At 49.1% G+C, this 16989-nt stretch carries 18 protein-coding genes and 2 tRNA genes; 11 read left to right on the top strand and 9 right to left on the bottom strand.

Going from position 1 to position 16989, the window contains the following annotated elements; translation table 11 throughout:
* Positions 1-10: 10 nt before the first annotated feature.
* Entirely contained in the window at positions 11-616 is a 606-nt protein-coding gene (locus G3M78_11290) for a dephospho-CoA kinase (GenBank protein ID QPJ65944.1), read from the top strand.
* Positions 613-1614: an NAD-dependent epimerase/dehydratase family protein gene (locus tag G3M78_11285; GenBank protein ID QPJ65943.1), complete on the top strand. Its 1002-nt coding sequence runs from the start codon at positions 613-615 to the stop codon at positions 1612-1614. Before G3M78_11290 ends, G3M78_11285 begins: the two co-directional genes overlap by 4 nt.
* Here G3M78_11285 and larB read toward each other — a convergent pair.
* Positions 1592-2350, bottom strand: a complete 759-nt coding sequence (gene larB / locus G3M78_11280; protein QPJ65942.1) for a nickel pincer cofactor biosynthesis protein LarB — start codon at positions 2348-2350, stop codon at positions 1592-1594. The genes G3M78_11285 and larB overlap by 23 nt on opposite strands.
* 141 nt (positions 2351-2491) lie before the next feature.
* Positions 2492-3514 (bottom strand): NAD(P)-dependent glycerol-3-phosphate dehydrogenase, encoded by a 1023-nt coding sequence (locus G3M78_11275; protein QPJ65941.1) that lies wholly within the window; start codon positions 3512-3514, stop codon positions 2492-2494.
* A gap of 177 nt (positions 3515-3691) precedes the next feature.
* Between G3M78_11275 and G3M78_11270 the strand changes: the two genes are divergently transcribed.
* A complete protein-coding gene (locus tag G3M78_11270; protein ID QPJ65940.1) occupies positions 3692-4366 on the top strand; it encodes a tetratricopeptide repeat protein in 675 nt (224 codons plus the stop codon).
* A 17-nt stretch (positions 4367-4383) separates the two neighbouring features.
* Positions 4384-5541 (top strand): M48 family metalloprotease, encoded by a 1158-nt coding sequence (locus tag G3M78_11265; protein ID QPJ65939.1) that lies wholly within the window; start codon positions 4384-4386, stop codon positions 5539-5541.
* A 288-nt stretch (positions 5542-5829) separates the two neighbouring features.
* Here the strand turns inward: G3M78_11265 and G3M78_11260 are convergent, their stop codons facing one another.
* On the bottom strand, positions 5830-8088 hold the full coding sequence (locus G3M78_11260) for an aconitate hydratase (GenBank protein QPJ65938.1): 2259 nt from the start codon (positions 8086-8088) through the stop codon (positions 5830-5832).
* Between the two features lie 227 nt (positions 8089-8315).
* Here G3M78_11260 and G3M78_11255 point away from each other — a divergent pair, with 227 nt between their 5' ends.
* Positions 8316-9083, top strand: coding sequence for an alpha/beta hydrolase (locus G3M78_11255; protein ID QPJ65937.1), 768 nt, complete (start codon positions 8316-8318; stop codon positions 9081-9083).
* A 59-nt stretch (positions 9084-9142) separates the two neighbouring features.
* Positions 9143-10336 (top strand): hypothetical protein, encoded by a 1194-nt coding sequence (locus G3M78_11250; protein QPJ65936.1) that lies wholly within the window; start codon positions 9143-9145, stop codon positions 10334-10336.
* Between the two features lie 55 nt (positions 10337-10391).
* Here G3M78_11250 and G3M78_11245 read toward each other — a convergent pair whose 3' ends face one another.
* A complete protein-coding gene (locus G3M78_11245) occupies positions 10392-10928 on the bottom strand; it encodes a hypothetical protein (protein ID QPJ65935.1) in 537 nt (178 codons plus the stop codon).
* Between the two features lie 283 nt (positions 10929-11211).
* Here G3M78_11245 and G3M78_11240 point away from each other — a divergent pair.
* The 5 genes from G3M78_11240 (at position 11212) to G3M78_11220 (ending at position 15155) form a co-directional block, all read left to right on the top strand.
* A tRNA-Met gene (locus G3M78_11240) sits at positions 11212-11288 on the top strand.
* Positions 11289-11538: 250 nt separating this feature from the next.
* Positions 11539-11811, top strand: coding sequence for a (2Fe-2S)-binding protein (locus G3M78_11235; protein ID QPJ65934.1), 273 nt, complete (start codon positions 11539-11541; stop codon positions 11809-11811).
* A 143-nt stretch (positions 11812-11954) separates the two neighbouring features.
* Entirely contained in the window at positions 11955-12503 is a 549-nt protein-coding gene (locus G3M78_11230; GenBank protein ID QPJ65933.1) for a hypothetical protein, read from the top strand.
* On the top strand, positions 12500-13711 hold the full coding sequence (gene larC / locus G3M78_11225) for a nickel pincer cofactor biosynthesis protein LarC (GenBank protein ID QPJ65932.1): 1212 nt from the start codon (positions 12500-12502) through the stop codon (positions 13709-13711). Before G3M78_11230 ends, larC begins: the two co-directional genes overlap by 4 nt.
* A 49-nt stretch (positions 13712-13760) precedes the next feature.
* Positions 13761-15155 (top strand): aldehyde dehydrogenase family protein, encoded by a 1395-nt coding sequence (locus G3M78_11220; GenBank protein QPJ65931.1) that lies wholly within the window; start codon positions 13761-13763, stop codon positions 15153-15155.
* Between the two features lie 2 nt (positions 15156-15157).
* On the opposite strand, the gene G3M78_11215 is transcribed toward G3M78_11220, so the two are convergent.
* The 5 genes from G3M78_11215 to G3M78_11195 form a co-directional block, all read right to left on the bottom strand.
* Positions 15158-15829, bottom strand: coding sequence for a YdcF family protein (locus G3M78_11215; protein ID QPJ65930.1), 672 nt, complete (start codon positions 15827-15829; stop codon positions 15158-15160).
* A 40-nt stretch (positions 15830-15869) separates the two neighbouring features.
* Positions 15870-16148 (bottom strand): DUF507 family protein, encoded by a 279-nt coding sequence (locus G3M78_11210; protein QPJ65929.1) that lies wholly within the window; start codon positions 16146-16148, stop codon positions 15870-15872.
* Between the two features lie 16 nt (positions 16149-16164).
* Positions 16165-16446 carry a DUF507 family protein gene (locus tag G3M78_11205; protein ID QPJ65928.1) on the bottom strand — a complete coding sequence of 94 codons (282 nt, stop codon included), beginning with the start codon at positions 16444-16446 and terminating at the stop codon, positions 16165-16167.
* Positions 16447-16495: 49 nt separating this feature from the next.
* Positions 16496-16571 (bottom strand) — tRNA-Gly (locus G3M78_11200).
* Between the two features lie 24 nt (positions 16572-16595).
* Positions 16596-16781 (bottom strand): hypothetical protein, encoded by a 186-nt coding sequence (locus G3M78_11195; protein ID QPJ65927.1) that lies wholly within the window; start codon positions 16779-16781, stop codon positions 16596-16598.
* Between the last annotated feature and the right edge of the window lie 208 nt (positions 16782-16989).

Genomic DNA, 16989 nt, shown 5'->3' with positions numbered 1-16989 from the left:
GAACCCGATTGTGCTCATAGGACTGACAGGAAGTATCGGCTCAGGTAAAACTCAGGTCGCGAATCTGATGAGAGATCTGGGTGCGCGCGTCATCGACGCCGATATCATCAGCCGCGAACTGACTTTGCCGGGACATGAAGGCTGGAAACAAATCCGCGAACAGTTTGGCGATGATGTGCTCGACTCTGGAAATCGTCTGGATCGCAAAAAAATGGCGGAGCGCGTCTTCAATGATCCTTCGGCAAAAAAACGGCTCGAAGCGATCCTGCATCCGCTCGTATTTCAGGAAGAGAAAAAACTTTATGAAAAACTCATCGCATCCGACCCCTCCTCGCTGGTCGTTATCGACGCCGCGCTCCTCATCGAATCAGGGAATCATGTCAATATGGATCAGGTCGTACTGGTTCACAGCCCAAAAGAATTAGCAATTCAAAGAGTCATGGCCCGCAATGGATGGCCGCGCGAGAAGGTCATCGAACGTCTGAACAGCCAGATGCCTTTTGAGGAGAAATCAAAATTCGCCGACTTCATCATCCATAACGATGGCACACTGGAAGAATTGCAAAGCAATACCCTCGCAACTTTCCGAAGCATCGCAAAGCTGGCAAAGCAATGAAGGTTCTGGTCACCGGGGGAGGGGGCTTTCTGGGAAGCCACATCGCCATGCGCCTGCTCGCCGAAGGGCAGACGGTTTCCATATTGGGCCGGAAGCACTACGCCCATTTGCCATCAGCGATTATCCAGCATTGCGCCGACCTGCGAGACCTCGACGCCGTATCCAAAGCTGTTGCCGGATGCGACGCGGTTTATCATGTCGCCGCGATCCCCGGCGTATGGGGTTCTTACGATGAGTATCACTCGATCAATGTCGGCGGAACTCAAAACGTCATCCATGCCTGCAAGAAGAATTCAGCGCAACGACTGATCTATACCAGTTCGCCAAGCGTGGTGTTTCACATGACGGATCAGGAGAATGTCGATGAGTCGACCCCTTACCCTGAACGGTATTATTGCGACTATTCCAAAACCAAAGCCCAGGGCGAGTCGCTGGTCGCGCAGGCGAACGACCCGCAAGGATTGAAAACGGTTTCATTGAGACCGCACCTGATTTGGGGGCCGGGCGATGCGCATCTGATCCCGCGCATCATACATAAGGCGAAAACCGGTCGTCTCGTTAAAGTGGGGGAAGGGAAAAATAAAGTCGATATGACTTATATCGACAACGCCGTCGAAGCGCATTTGAAAGCAGAACAGGCCTTGCGAGACAATTCAGAACAGGTAGGAGGACAGGCTTATTTCATCAGCGACGGTCAGCCCGTTAACCTGTGGGACTGGGTCGATCGATTGCTGTCCGAGTTGGAATTACCGCCCATCAAAAAACAGATAAGTCACCGCACAGCCCATAACCTTGGAGCTGTATTTGAAATGATCTACGGCGCCTTGAGGATCAACAGGGAGCCGCCCTTGACCCGTTTCGTCGCCTCCCAACTGGCGACATCGCATCACTTCAATATCAGCCGGGCGCGCAACGAGCTCGGATATGCGCCTTCAACGACGCCGGAAGAGGGGATGCAAAGTCTACTCGCCAGCCTCAGGACTGACCCGTCACATTGATTCGATGCGCCATCGATCCGGCGCCAAATCCGTTATCGATATTGACCACCGCCACGCCTGTTGCGCAACTGTTGAGCATGGCCAGCAAGGCCGACACGCCGCCAAAGGAAGCGCCATAACCCACGCTGGTGGGCAGAGCGATGACCGGAGCTTCAACCAAGCCGCCAATCACGCTTGCCAGAGCGCCGTCCATACCCGCGGCGACAACGAGTACGCGCGCTGAACGGATTTGCTCCATATTGTCGAACAGGCGATGGATGCCCGCCACGCCCACATCGAAGATGCGTTCGACATGACTGCCATAAGTTTCCGCCGTGATCGCCGCTTCTTCCGCCATGGCAATGTCCGAGGTGCCCGCAGTGACCACGCATATTTTTCCGATCGCTTCCTTCGTCGTCGGTTTCTTAATGACCAGACAACGCGCATTGCGTAGATATTCCGCCTGTTCTGGTAAGTCCTGACGAATCGTTTCATAGTCCTGTTCAGACAAGCGCGTTGCCAGCACATCGGCTCCCGCCTGATACAAACGCTGGATGATGCTCAAGGTTTGATCAGGGGATTTTCCCTGACAAAAAATGACTTCCGGCATGCCGGTGCGGATTTGCCGATGGTGATCGACCATGGCGAATCCAAGATTTTCATAAGGAAGATTTTTAATTTTCTTGAACGCTTCCTTTGGAGAAATCTCCTGTTGATACAGCGCCTGCATCAGTTCTTCCAGCGACTCAATATTCATGCGAGGCCTTTCACTCCCTAAAAATTAAACTCAATTTCACTAATATGTTTGGCCCGGACCCACCAAGACCATAGAAGACCTTTCATTCCCTGAAACTCAATCGAAATTTCACCAGGATTTATACTTCGAGAAACTCATTATCTATGGAAGACCTTTCACTCCAGAAAATTCAGATGTGATGTTGACTTTCATCAGGTCCCTCAATGCCAGAGACGGCGGTTTATTCTCATAGAGGATTTGATAGGTTTCTTCAATCACCGAGGCTTGCAGTCCAAATTTGTTTTTCAAGTCCCGCGCCGATTTAACGGTGCGCACGCCTTCCGCCACCATTTTCATCCCCCCGGTGATCTCTGCGAGCGACTGACCTTGTCCCAGTTTAATGCCAACGCTCCGGTTCCGACTCAAATCGCCCGTGCAGGTGAGAACCAAATCCCCCAAACCGGATAAACCGGAAAAAGTCTCGGGCCGAGCGCCCATCGCGGTCCCAATTCGAGAGATCTCCACCAGGCCGCGCGTGATTAACGCCGCGCGCGCATTGTGGCCCAGCCCCAAACCATCCGAAATCCCGGCGGCAATGGCGATCACGTTTTTCAAGGCGCCGCCCGTTTCCACTCCGATCAGATCGTTGCTGGCAAAGACCCGCAAATCGGGGCCATTAAAAAGCTCCTGAACGATCTCGGCATCCGCCATCGTCTTCGCCGCCGCGACCAGGGCCGAAGGCGCGTCTTGAGCGATTTCTGCGGCAAAGGTCGGACCCGATATGGTCGCCGTACGTATAGAAGAACCCAGAATTTGTTCGATGATCTCGTGAATGACGCAAAGCGTGTCGTTTTCGATTCCCTTACCCGCGTTCACGATCAAGCAATTGGGCGCTAAAAACGGCTGGATTGTGGCCAAAGTCTCGCGAATGAAATGCGTGGGAATCGCAAGAAGCAGAATCTCTTTTCCAGCAACGGCCTCCTTTAAGGAATGCGTCGGATGAATTGCCGAGGGAAGGGGAACGCCAGGAAGAAAGTAAGAATTTTCCCGGGTCGTTTCGATGAGATCAAACAAGTCTTTCTCATAAACCCAGAGATCGACTCGTTCCAAACGTTTGGCAAGGTTAATCGAAAGCGCCGTTCCCCAACTTCCGGCGCCGAGTACGGCAAGTTTAGTATTTCTCATAGGATGCGGCAGGTTCAATAGATAATAGAAGGCTCATTATAACCAAACTGGGCGGCCTCTCAAACTCCAATTTAAGGAAGGAGAATTCCCTTGTCGGCCCTTGCGTTTTTATGATTAAATGAATATATAGAATTCACACGTCAAAACTTAATCAAAAACCACCCCACCGGAAGCGTAATGGCTAAACACGAACGAATTTCCAGAAAACAAATTGTTAAAACGCCCGATCAGTTTTTAACCCAGTCTGACAAAATAATTCATTACCTTTCAGACAGACAGCCGACTGTAATCGCAAGCCTTGTCGGCCTGTTTCTGCTTTTGGGCGCTTACTGGGGATTCACCGCCTTTCAGAAATCCAACATGGAAAGTCAGGAAATCCTTTTGAGCCAGATGCAAAGCGAACAGGAAAAGAGCGCAGAAAACGCTTCCGGCGTTTTGAAAGGAATCTACGAAAAACTGGATTCCCCCACGCATAAAACTCGCGGCGCTTTGATGCTTGCGGATGCGTTTTATAGAGAAAAGAAATACGATGAAGCTCAAAAGATCTACGATTCAGTCATCGCTGACACGAAACCTTCTGAAATTCAGTATCAGGTCGCGCAGGTCGGTCTGGCTTCCATTCTCGAAGTGAAAAAACAGTACCCGCAGGCGATCGATTATTACCGTTCATTGATTGATATGCCCGAAATTCCGCCCACATCTCATGTCTATTTCAGCCTGGCGCGTTGCTACAAGCTCAATAACGACAGCAAGGGCGCTCTGCTCGTTTTACGCGAAATGAAAAATAAATTCTCCGGTAATGTCATCGGGAAAGTTGATGCACAGATACAGGCATTGGAAAAAGAAGTTTAACCACACAAATCAAACCTATGCTTCAGCGCGCTAAAATAATATTCAGCCTGCTCCTCTTATGCGGAGCTTTTGCCATCCTCCCAGAGACGGCGCGCGCGGTTCCGTTCATTTCTGAAGAGACGGAACTGAATCTGGGCAGGGAAGCTGACCCTCAGATCATTCGTCAATACGGCTTGTATCAGGACAAGGAGTTACAGCTTTACGTCAATGAAGTCGGTCAAAAACTGGTTTCCAAGCTGTCCGACAAGGTATTTGCGAAGTATCATTTCAAGGTTGTTGACAGTTCTGAGATCAACGCCTTCGCCTTGCCAGGCGGTTATATCTACATCACGACAGGGATATTGGCCGCGTTGAACAGCGAAGCCGAGCTTGCCGGCGTGTTGGGGCATGAAATTGGCCATGTCATTTTCCATCACGGCGCGAAAATGATGATCCGCAGTATTGGCGCCCAGATTCTCAGTATCGGCGGCGCCATCGCCAGCCCCAAGAATGCGGGACAATGGCTGATGATCAGCACCGCCATGTCGAGCCAGATCAACCTCGGTTTCGGCAGGGAAGCGGAAATGGAATCCGACCAGCAAGGCATGTTCAATGCCCTGGAAGCGGGTTATAACCCGAAAAATATGGTTGATTTTCTAAAGAGTCTGCGCCACCACGAGATCATGACGGGTCAGTCCTATCATGGCTTTCAGGCCACTCACCCGGAAACCAAAGAACGAATCATACAGGCGGATTTATTTTCTTCGACAATGACACGCCATAAAACCAATCTGGTCGAAGGACGTGAACAGTACATAAGCCAACTCAGGGGACTGCCTTATGATGGCAAGAGACAATCCAACGACAATCGGGTAATCAAAGAAAAATACATCGACATTTATCGAGTTCAGCCCGGGGACAGCTTCCCAGTGATCGCCGATAAGATTCTCAAGAAACCTAAAATGGATCTCGAAATTGCTGTTCTCAACGGCATGAAAATCGACGATCCGCTCAAACCCGGAACCCTGATTAAAATCATCAGAGAGGGCGTTTACGCTGGCAAGGAAATTGTCAAACTGGAAGAGGATACTCTCAATTCTGTTGCGAAGGGGTCCGCCATGCCGAATGTGCCGGAACTCAATCGCATTCCTGAAGATGATTTAAAAGTGGGTCGCCCGGATATAAGAACCCGTTAATTCCCCCCATTCGTTCAAGGGACAGACCTCCATGTCCTCTGCATTCCAACTGGAAAAAACCTATTATGTCCATTTGAAGCCCAGGGGTGAGAAGTGCAATCGACTCCCTGCTGGGACTTCGGTCACGCCGTTACAAAGGAAAGACGCTTGGTTGCAAATTACCTGGAGGAGCGGAAAGAAAAAAGGCTGGATTGAACGTCCAAACTGAATCGTTTGAGACTCGAGGAAATGGGCAAAATAAAAAACCCCGGGCGAGAAACGCCCGGGGTTTCGTTTACCTGAAACTTCTTACTTCTGCGCGCCAACATAGTTCAATGCAGAACCTGCATAGAACCACTGGATCTCCGTATCATTCAAGGTGTGGTTCACCTGAATGGACTCTTCGGAGCCATCGCTGTGTTTGATCTTGACCGTTACAGGCTTGCCTGCCGCCAACTGATCGAGTCCTTCGATTGTAACGCGATCCGCTTCCTGCACCTTGTCGTAATCGTTTTTGTCGGTGAAGGTGAAAGCGAGAACGCCTTGCTTCTTCAGATTCGCTTCAAAAATTCGAGCGTATGAATTAGCAATGAAAGCTCGACAACCCATATGTCGAGGCTCCATCGCCGCATGCTCGCGGCTCGAACCTTCGCCCAGGTTTTCGTCGCCAAAAACCACCCAACCCATATTATGATCTTCCTTCAGGTTGCGCGCGATTTTGTTCAGTTCAACGCCTTTTTCTCCAGTGACCGGGTTGGTGCCGTTACCCGTTTCGCCGGTGAAAGCATTGGTAGCGCCGAGGAACATATTGTTGCTGATGTTGTTCAGATGACCGCGAAACTTCAGCCACGGACCCGCCTGCGAAATATGGTCAGTGGTACATTTTCCCTTTGCCTTGAGCAATACAGGCAGATCCTTGTAATCGCCAGCCGGATCTTGTTTCGGGAACGGGTCAAGGAACGACAAACGTTCGCTGGAAGGGTCGATGATGACTTCGCCCGTCATCGTCGGCGCTTCATAACCGTTATCCTTGGAGGAATAACCGTTGACCGGCAATACGTCGCCCTGCGGCGGCTGAAACTTGAAGTCGTTGCCGTCCTTGTCCTTCAGGCTGTCCGTCAGAGGATTGAATTTCATCGAACCGCTGAAAGCCATTGCGACTACAAGCTCGGGACTGCTGATGAAACCCAGCGTCTCAGGATTGCCGTCGTTGCGTTTTGCGAAGTTACGATTGTAAGACGTCAGAATGCTGTTGGGATCACCCTTTTTAACATCATCCCGCTTCCATTGCCCAATACAGGGACCGCAAGCGTTCGCAAGCACGGTGGCGCCAACATCTTCAAAATCCTTCAAAATACCGTCTCGGCTGATTGTCTCGAAAATCGTCTCCGAACCGGGGGTGACCATGAAGCTGGATTTGACTTTCAATCCCGCTTTTTTGGCTTGACGCACCAGACTGACCGCGCGCGTCAAATCCTCGTAGCTGGAGTTGGTGCAGGAACCGATCAATGCCGCAGACAAAGCCTCGGGGTATTTTTTCTCATCCACTTCCTTGGACATTGCAGAAACAGGACGTCCCAGGTCAGGGGTGTGAGGCCCGACAATATGCGGCTCCAGAGCGTTGAGGTCGATTTCATGAACTTCATCGTAATACTTCTCAGGATTTTGCTCCACCTCGGGATCAGACTGCAGGTGATGCGCATATTTCTTACAGAGATCAGCAACGGCTCCGCGACCGGTAGCTCTCATGTAGGGGTCAAGGTGCTCGTCATAATTGAAGATAGAGGTGGTGGCTCCGATTTCCGCGCCCATATTGGTCACGGTGCCTTTACCCGTTGCGCTCATGGACCGCGCGCCTTCGCCAAAATACTCAATGATCTTACCCGTGCCGCCTTTAACCGTCAGCATGGTAGCCACTTTGAGAATGATGTCTTTGGAAGCAACCCAACCGCTCAACTTACCTTTCAATTTGATGCCTACCAGTTTCGGCATCTTGGTGTCGAAACCTTGACCCGTCATGACATCCACCGCATCCGCTCCACCAACGCCAATAGCGATCATGCCCATGCCGCCAGCGTTTGGCGTGTGCGAATCGGTACCGATCATCAATGTGCCGGGAACCGCATAATTTTCGTATACAACCTGATGGATGATGCCAGAACCCGGCCGCCAGAAATCCATGCCGTATTTCATCGCCGCAGAATGCAGAAAATCGTAAACTTCCTTATTGGTTTCGATAGCCGAGACCAGATCCTTGTCCGATCCGACATGCGCCTGAATCAAATGGTCACAGTGCACACTGGTCGGCGATTTAACCTTGGGAATGTTCGCCGACATGAACTGTAAAATTGCCATTTGCGCCGTTGCATCCTGCATAGCAACACGATCAGGAAATACTTTGATATTAGATTTTCCACGCTCCAGCTTGGAAAAATCCGAGTCGTCCATGTGCGAGAATAAAATCTTCTCGACCAGGGTCAGGCCGCGCCCCAAATTCTTTCTGGCGGCGTCCAGTTTTTGATCCATAGATTGAAATAATTTCTCAATCGGTCCAGTTTCCAGTAACATGCAAGTCTCCTTCGAGTAAACTCGGTTGATAGCGCTAGTTAAAATATTAAGAACGGAAAACCGTTATTTTGGTAATTCACATACTTTAAATGCACTCAATCCAGATAAAATTGGCTATTTTTGCATTTTATTGACCGCATTTCAATAGTTTTCGGGTTTTTATATTCTAATTATTCTCCTTTAAAAACATTAATAAAATCAATAAGTTACAAGGATACGGATAACTCATGAACTCAATTTTTGATTCAGCCGAATTCAACAACAATCTTTTTTTCCCACGCCCCGATCAGAAAGCCACTCCCGCGCATGCAGAAGATCATTTCATTGAGGTCGAAACGCCAATCAAAATACATGTTCGCCGCTACACAAACCCAGCCGCATCCTTCACTCTACTGTATTTTCACGGCAACGGCGAAATCGCTTCGGATTATGACGATCTTTCAGGCATCTTGAGCGATTTGGGCGCTGAGCTTGTCGCCGCAGAGTACCGCGGTTATGGAAAAAGCGACGGAACGCCGACGCTGAGACGGGCCCTGGATGATGCACGGCGCATCTATGATGAACTCAAGGCAAAAGGGATTCTTAAAAAATCCGTTTGCGTGATGGGAAGATCGCTTGGAAGCGCCTCTGCTATCGAGTTATGTTCTCAATATCCTGAAATAGCTTGTTGCGTCATTGAAAGCGGCTATGCAGACCCGATCCCCCTGGTTGAACGCAGAGGCTTGAAAGTTGACGCCATCTCCCCGGAAGACAATGCGACCTTCAATAACAGCCAGAAAATTTCCAAGGTGTCCTGCCCCACGCTCATCATGCACGGCGAGGATGATTTCCTGATTTCCCCGGCAGAAGCCCAACTCAACCATAAAAACGCCGGGGCGAAAAATAAGGCCCTGGAGATTTTAGAGGGGGTAGGGCACAACGATATGATGATGGCGCAGGACGGTAAATACTTTTTGGTTTTGAAAAATTTTTGGAATTCCGTCTTTGTCGGGTAAGATCAAGAATTGATAATCTCACATGGTCAGACGCCTGGATACACTGGAGCCACATTTTGATGAATAAAAAATATTTCAATATAGAAGGTAAAATCCGCAATGGTTTCGTTCTGAGCAAAAATTACGAAACTCTGGATTTCAACTTTTTAAAGCTGGGGGATGCCGGCGTCGAGGCCTTGTGCAAATCCAGATCGATCAAACAACTCAGACGATTGACCCTGTCCTCGAACAAATTAGGACCTTCCGCCGCCAAGGCCATAGCAGAGTCGGACAGCCTCGGTCTTTTGGAATCCCTCAAAATGTACAAAAACAAAATAGGCGACGAGGGATTGGCCTATTTGAGCGAAACGCCTCGCTTACCTAATTTGACTTCATTGAGACTGGCCTGGAACAAAATTGGACCCAAGGGCGTTGCCCATCTGGCAAAGGCTCCCCATCTGAGCCGAGTCACTTCTATTTCGCTGGCGGAAAATCCGGTTGGCGATGAAGGGCTCAAAGCCTTTTCCACATCCACGGCATTTCCCAATCTGGAGTATCTGGATTTGAGGAAAACACAAATCACCGATGAAGGGATCATGGAGCTTGTCTCCAGCAAATCATTTCCAAATTTGCAAAAAATCGACATCACCGACAATGAAATTTCTCAGAATGCCAAGGACGCTCTCTCTGGATTCCTGATCCTGCACCTGTGCATCAGCCGCCTGAAAGATGAAGGAACCGTTCTCGATCTCAGCAAACTGGGCATTGGCGATGTTGAATGTCGTCACCTGGCGCAGAGCGAAGATTTCAAGGAACTCACTCACCTGTATCTGGAACTGAACAATATCACCTCCGAAGGAGCCAGAGCGCTGGCCGAATCGGAACATTTGAGCAACCTAACCCTGCTGTCTCTCGACCGCAACAAGATCGGCGACGAGGGCATAACCCATATTGCCAATTCCCCAATATTCGCCAATTTGAGCGTCCTGATGATCGAGTTCAATGGCATCACCGATGAAGGCCTCCATGCCATAGCCGGATCCGAGCACATGTCTAATCTGACACGTCTTTATATTGAGGAAAATCTTTATACGGACGAAGGCTTCGAGGCGCTGGGCGAATCCGAATTTCTTCTACAACTGGAATATCCTGAATTTGAACGTGAAGAGGAAGAAGTTGAAGAAGAGATTGAAGAGGAAGAGTTTGAAGATGTCGAGGAAATTGAAGATGTCGAGGAAGAGGAAGACCTCGATGATGAAGAGTATGAAAATTGAGACGACAGCCGCTGGCGCCTTGCGCCAGACGGCTTGACCCTGGATCATTGCGAATCTACCAGGAAGTTCTCCAGAGTTCCTGTGAATTTTTAAATTTGAAGATACTGTTGATGCGGTCGGCAAACTCTTGGGGAGTGAAGACTTTATTGTATTGATCCCCGGCGTGGCGATATGGATTCCAGGATAGTGACAGGCGTTCGATGAACAACTCATCCAGTTCCACATGAGAAATTTTCTGGATGATATTGGTGTCCGCGTCCACAAGAATAGCCGCCATGATATGTTCATCTTTGGCGAATAAAGCCTCGACAAAACCGGGAGACTCCATCTCCTGTTGCGCAGGATTACAAGGCGCTTCAATGATCCAGCTTTCGTCTCCCACCGCAAATATGGGAATCGAAGGGAATTCGGATTCCACCACCAGCTTGGATCTCCATTTGCCTTCCCACAATTTAATCTGATTGGCTGTCGGGCGTGAAAACATGCCTATCAGCAACATATCGCCATTGGGGGAAAATGAAAGCCCAGCGCCGGTTCCTTCAACTTTTATAGGACAAGTCTTTCCAACTTCAAAACTGACTGTTTCTTCCATAGGACTCACGAGTGATGAATTTCTAAATTATTTAAATTATGATTTTGGGAAACCAACTCCCTAAAGTCAACCTTTTTCCCAACTTTCAGAGAAGAGATCTGGTAGCGCGATCCGATTTAGCGTTCAATCGCAAGCGGTTCCCTGCTATCAACAAGCAAATATTAAATTCGCATTTAACAATCCTTCAAGCATTCACTGCTTCTTTAAAATGAAGGTCAAAATAAGATTGCCAATCATCAAGCGTTGATGTAGAATTTTTCGCTTGTTTGATAACGCCATTCAGGGCGGTGTAGCTCAGCTGGTTAGAGCATACGGTTCATATCCGTAGTGTCCGGGGTTCAAGTCCCTGCACCGCCACCAAATAGATAAAGGGGTTCAGCTTTGCTGACCCCCTTTTTTATTTCCCCTTTATGTGTAGATAGATTCTCTATCAGTAAGATTGTTACGGCTTTAGTATGAACGCCGAATTTTTATTGCCCGCGCTCTGGAACCCCCAATGTGATCCATTGAATAGGCCTCTCCATTAGAAAAATCCAATTGGAAAAGCGCCTGGCATTTTATATAATGATTATTATTCTCAAATACTGACTTTCAGCAAGTTTTTCAACGAATGGATATAAGCGTCGCAAATCAGGAAGAAATCATCTGCAAGTGTTATCAGGTATCGGAAACCACCATTCGAAAAACCATCGAAGCTGGTAATCTGGAATCCATTGACTCAGTGACGCGAGCCTGTGGCGCTGGAGGCGGTTGTCATTCCTGCCATATCCTCATCCAGTTATTCATTGACGAACACCAGCAGGCCAACGCAGTTAAAGCGGCCCAACAGGAATCGTCTAAAAAATCCCCGGGATTTTTTGGCCGTCTGTTTGGCAAGAGTTGAGTCATCATATAAAACATCTCACTTACCCCATTCCTGGCAGTCGCAAATACGCTATCAATTTTCTTGCTCTCCTTTCCTTTTTCCCATAATTTATAGGTCGCACGACCGAACGATCTTTTCCCCATCAACGAGGAGCGTGAATTATGAAACCTCAGGATTACATTCTATTCAGCGGCGGAGTGAAGGGAGCGGAAGCAGAGTTTGGAAGTCAGGCCGAAGCATTCGGCGTTCAGGAAGTCAATTTTACATTTGAAGGCCATCAAATTGCGCGCAGTCGCGGCGTCCGCGTCTTGACCAAAGATGAATTGCTCAATGGCGATGTGAGCCTCAGCTATTTATCAAAACTCATGAACCGGTCTTTCAAGCAAGGCCCATTAATGAAAAAGGTTCTGCAAAGCATCTGGCATCAGGTCAATAACGCAGAAGAAATATTTGTCGTCGGCCATATCCTCGAAGATTTAACGGTTAAAGGCGGTACCGGTTGGGGAGCCGAGTTTGCCAAAATTTGCAACAAGACGCTCTACACTTTCGATCAGGAAGAAAAGGAATGGTTTAAATGGGACGCTTCCAAATGGAAGAAAGCTCAAGCTAAAATACGCAAAAAATGTTTTGCCGGTACCGGCACGCGCTTCTTGAACCCACACGGAAAAAAAGCCATCAAAGAGCTTTTTGAACACTCTTTCAATAAATGAAATCGAACGCATTACGTACTCTGTATTTTGATTGCAGTTCCGGCATCAGCGGCGACATGACTCTTGGGGCTTTGATCGATCTGGGAGCCGATCTTAAAAAAATCCGGGCGGGCGTCAAATCGTTGGGCCTTACCGGATTTCAAATCAAATCATCTCCGATTCTACGCAATGGAATCCACGGATGTAATGTTCAGGTTCTCGTCGCCCGTCCCAAAACTAAAACGCATTCTCACCGACATCACAGCGATATCATCAAAATGATACAGGCTTCGGATTTGCCCGAAGCGGTCCAGTCCAGCGCCTTGGATGTTTTCGATCGAATCGCCGTTGCCGAAGCGGAGACTCACCAGATCCCTAAAAGCAAAGTGCATTTTCATGAAGTCGGGGCGGTGGATTCAATCGTCGATGTTGTCGGAAGCGCCCTCGCTATTCACTTGCTGAATATTGACCGCATTTACGCATCCCCTTTGAATCTTGGCGAAGGTACTGTCGAGTGCGATCACGGAACGCTTCCCGTTCCCGCTCCCGCAACCTTGCGCATCCTCAAAGGCATTCCCTGTTATTCGTCCGGCGTCCAGAAGGAAATGGTCACGCCCACCGGCGCCGCATTGATCGCGCATTATTCGCAAGGCTTTCAACCCATGCCCCTGATGAATATCATCGACGCCGGTTACGGAGCAGGCGACCACATCATCCCCGAAACGCCCAACATGCTTCGCGTGGTTCTGGGCGAAACGCAAGGCGTCGGGAGTAAAGACGACCTGATGACGCTGGAAGCCAATATCGACGACATGAATCCTGAGTTTTTTGAAACCGTGATGGACAACCTGTTCAAGGCCGGGGCCGCGGACGTTTATTTGACTCCGATTCTGATGAAGAAAAACCGCCCGGCGACAAAGATATCTGTGCTGACAGACGCCTCACAATTAAACGCGTGCATCAATATTTTACTCCGCGAAACTTCAACGTTTGGCGTTCGATATTATCAGACACAGCGCAGTGTGCTGGATCGCTCTATCCAGCCGATGATTTCCCCGATCGGCAAGGTCAGAATCAAAATCGGAAAGATAGGAAACGAGATCATACGAATCACCCCGGAATACGAAGACTGTAAGTCGATCGCTAAAAAAGAGAACCGCCCCGTCATCTCCGTCTATGAAGAAATTCTGCGCATGGCGCAGTCTCTTGACTGGTCGAAAAATTTTTAAATACAACCACTCTCTGGGCAATCTGTAAAGTTTAAGAAAGGAGACTCTCATGCCAGACACCTTAGAAATTCTGTCCCCTTATGACGGGCATCTGATAAAAAAGTTGGTTCTGAATACAGAGGCGGAAATGGAAACCGCTCTGCAAATCGCATCCGGCCTCGCCAACAATCCAGATACGCGAATTCCAACTCCCGACAGAATCTCCATTCTTGAGAAAACAGCAGATCTGGTCGAGCAACGCATTGAGGACTATGCCAGACAGGCGGCGGAAGAGGGCGGAAAACCCCTTGTAGATTCCCGCGTCGAGTTGAACCGGGCGGTTCAAGGCATCAGAGAAGCCGCGCGATCCATCCCGCACCTTGCGGGACGCGAGATCCCAATGAACCTGAACGCCGCTTCCTTGAACCATATGGCCTACACCCTGCGCGAACCGATCGGTGTTGTGGTCGCGATCAGCGCCTTCAACCATCCGTTCAACCTGATCGTGCATCAGGCGATACCCGCTATTGCGGCGGGTTGTCCGGTCATCGTCAAGCCTGCCCGCACAACGCCCATCTCCTGCTACAATTTACTGGACTGTCTTTATGAAGCCGGTTTACCGCCAGAATGGTGCCAGCCCTTGCTCTGCGACAGCAAAATCGGCGAGAAGCTGGCGACCGATCCGCGCGTGGCATTTCTTTCTTTCATTGGCTCCGGAGCGGTGGGTTGGAAATTACGATCCAAACTGGCCCCGGGGACCCGGTGCGCGCTGGAGCATGGCGGCGCCGCTCCCGTGATTGTCGACGCCGACGCCGATCTCAAATCGGCCCTTCCCGGTCTCGCCAAGGGAGGCTTCTATCACGCCGGACAGGTTTGCGTTTCCGTGCAAAAAATTTATGTTCACGAAAGCCGCGTCGATGAATTTTCACACGGTCTGGTCGAACTGGCAAAACAGCTGAAGGTGGGAGACCCGCTGGACGCATCCACGGAAGTCGGCCCCCTCATTAGCAAGGGCGATGTCGACCGGGTGCATGAATGGGTACAGGAAGCGAGTAAAGCGGGCGCCTCCATTTTATGCGGCGGCAAGAAGATTGGCGAAACCTGTTACGAACCCACCGTCATCCTCGATCCCCCGGACGACGTCAACGTTTCCTGCTCGGAAATTTTCGGCCCCGTGGTGGTTATCTATTCTTTCAAGGATAGACTCGATGCGATCCGCAGAGCCAATGAAACAAAATTTTCTTTTCAGGCCGCAGTCTATACGCAAAATCTCAATACGGCGCTGGACACCGTCAAACGGCTCAACGCAAAAGCGGTGATGGTCAATGAGCACACGGCTTTCCGGGTTGACTGGATGCCTTTTGGCGGGCGAAAACAATCAGGCTTGGGAGTAGGGGGGATATTGCCTGCAATGGAAGAAATGACGGAAGAAAAATTAATGATCCTCAAATCCCCCTCCGTCTAGGCTCAGGATTCAGCGGTCAGTGGTGGCGTGAAGATAAACCTCGCGTATAAATAAGCGATCGATTCGTTAATCACCTGACGAACGCCAGCGCTTGATTTCCACCATTCCTGTGCATCGTAGTGTTTTGTCTCAGCCGAGGTCACGCCGATTCGAAGAGCATCTCCAAAAGCGAGTTCGTACAACATCAAAGAACGACGCGCATGAATCCCTTCCGTATAAACGTCGATGGCTGAAACGGGAGCGGGTAAACTTTTGATCGTTTCCTTGACTGAAAGCGCGGTTGCAAAGGTTCGATCCTTGATGACGGGAGCGGGAATAGACAGATACAGTTTGTTCTTTTCAAATCCGATGCCCCTCAGCGTCGCCGCGCCCAGCTCCGCATAGGTCTTGTAAGGCGACAGATACGATCCGCGGCTGATGGGGCCGCCCGTCACAATGAGATACTGATAGTTTCCCTGATTAAAAAAAACAGCCGCCTCTTGCAAGGAAGAGTCCGACAACCAACCATCGACCACCAAAACTTCCCCCTGCACGGTTTGATCGGTAGCCAGAAAAGGATGCAAATAAAAGAAACTGAAGTAAAGCGCAATCAATACAGGAGATATGAAGAAAAGATAACCCCAGGCCGTGAGCGACCAGCGCATTTTACGAACGAATAAAGAGGGAAAACCCATCACCAGCCGGGATAAAAGGAAGGGTGGAACGGAAGCGTCATTATAAATCGTGCTTGTTCATATACTCTTCATAATGTTTTTGATATAAAATTTCCCACTCAGACGTTCCTTCCCGCGGGCGATTGGTCGAGTAGGAAGCCAGAATGCCGCGAGCCGCCGCGTCTGCGTTGTCGTCCATTTTCAGGTAAGTCAACATTTCTTCCGCAATCTCAAGCCGGATGTCATTCAGATCCACCTTGTAATCCAGTTCAGAACGTTTTTTGAAATCCGATATGATGAGACTACTGATGTGGTTGACCTTGTCTCTGCTGATTTTCATAATTTCATTCCTCGCTTCATAAGATCAATCCCCTTTCGCGCGCCAATTTGGTTTTAACCATTTGGAACACTCGTCCATAATCCATCATGCTACGTTCATATTCCTTTGTTCGCGCTTCCAAGAGTAATTTCACTTCTTCATTCAACTGATCCTCAACCATCAAATCATTCGTAATGATGGCATTCACGATGCCTTCCAGTTTCTCTTCGCCTTCATCCCATATCAACAGGTGCTTGCTCATCAAGCGTCGAACAATTTTCTTTGACAGCCTGCCAACTTCATCTTTAGTTAATCTCATAATTACTAAATGCCTTATTTTCCTGAAAAAACAAATAGGTTTTTTAAAATGGAGCGGGAGACGGGGTTCGAACCCGCGACATTCAGCTTGGGAAGCTGACACTCTACCAGCTGAGCTACTCCCGCTCGCCACAGCGAAAGCGGCGCTCCTTACTCTTTATTTTTGCCTAAAACCAAAACAATATTATTATCAGACATCTGCAAATCCAGGATATCAAACCCATTGGATCGCGCTTCTGCAATAGCCTTGTTGACCATCGTTTCAATGGCCTGAGCGCTTTCCTCAGCGGTATCTAAAACTTTTATTCCCGTAATGTAACTACTAATCAAGTTCATTTAAATTCTCTGAAAACAAAAGAAAAGAAAGGCTTTGGCAGATCAGAGGCTATTCCCGCTAAATCTGTGTAGACAAAGCGCATTATCTATTATTTGAAATTTCGAATCAAATATTTCTCATTAATACGCTTTCTACGCTGAATGTGACAGAGCGTAAATTTCTATTCGCGTCGGATCAAATCACTTTTTCGCAGGCTTCGGAAATCAT

This window comes from Candidatus Nitrohelix vancouverensis, from assembly GCA_015698305.1.
In the GTDB taxonomy this organism is placed as follows: Bacteria; Nitrospinota; Nitrospinia; order Nitrospinales; family VA-1; genus Nitrohelix; species Nitrohelix vancouverensis.
This window is presented reverse-complemented; position numbering and strand designations above follow the sequence as displayed.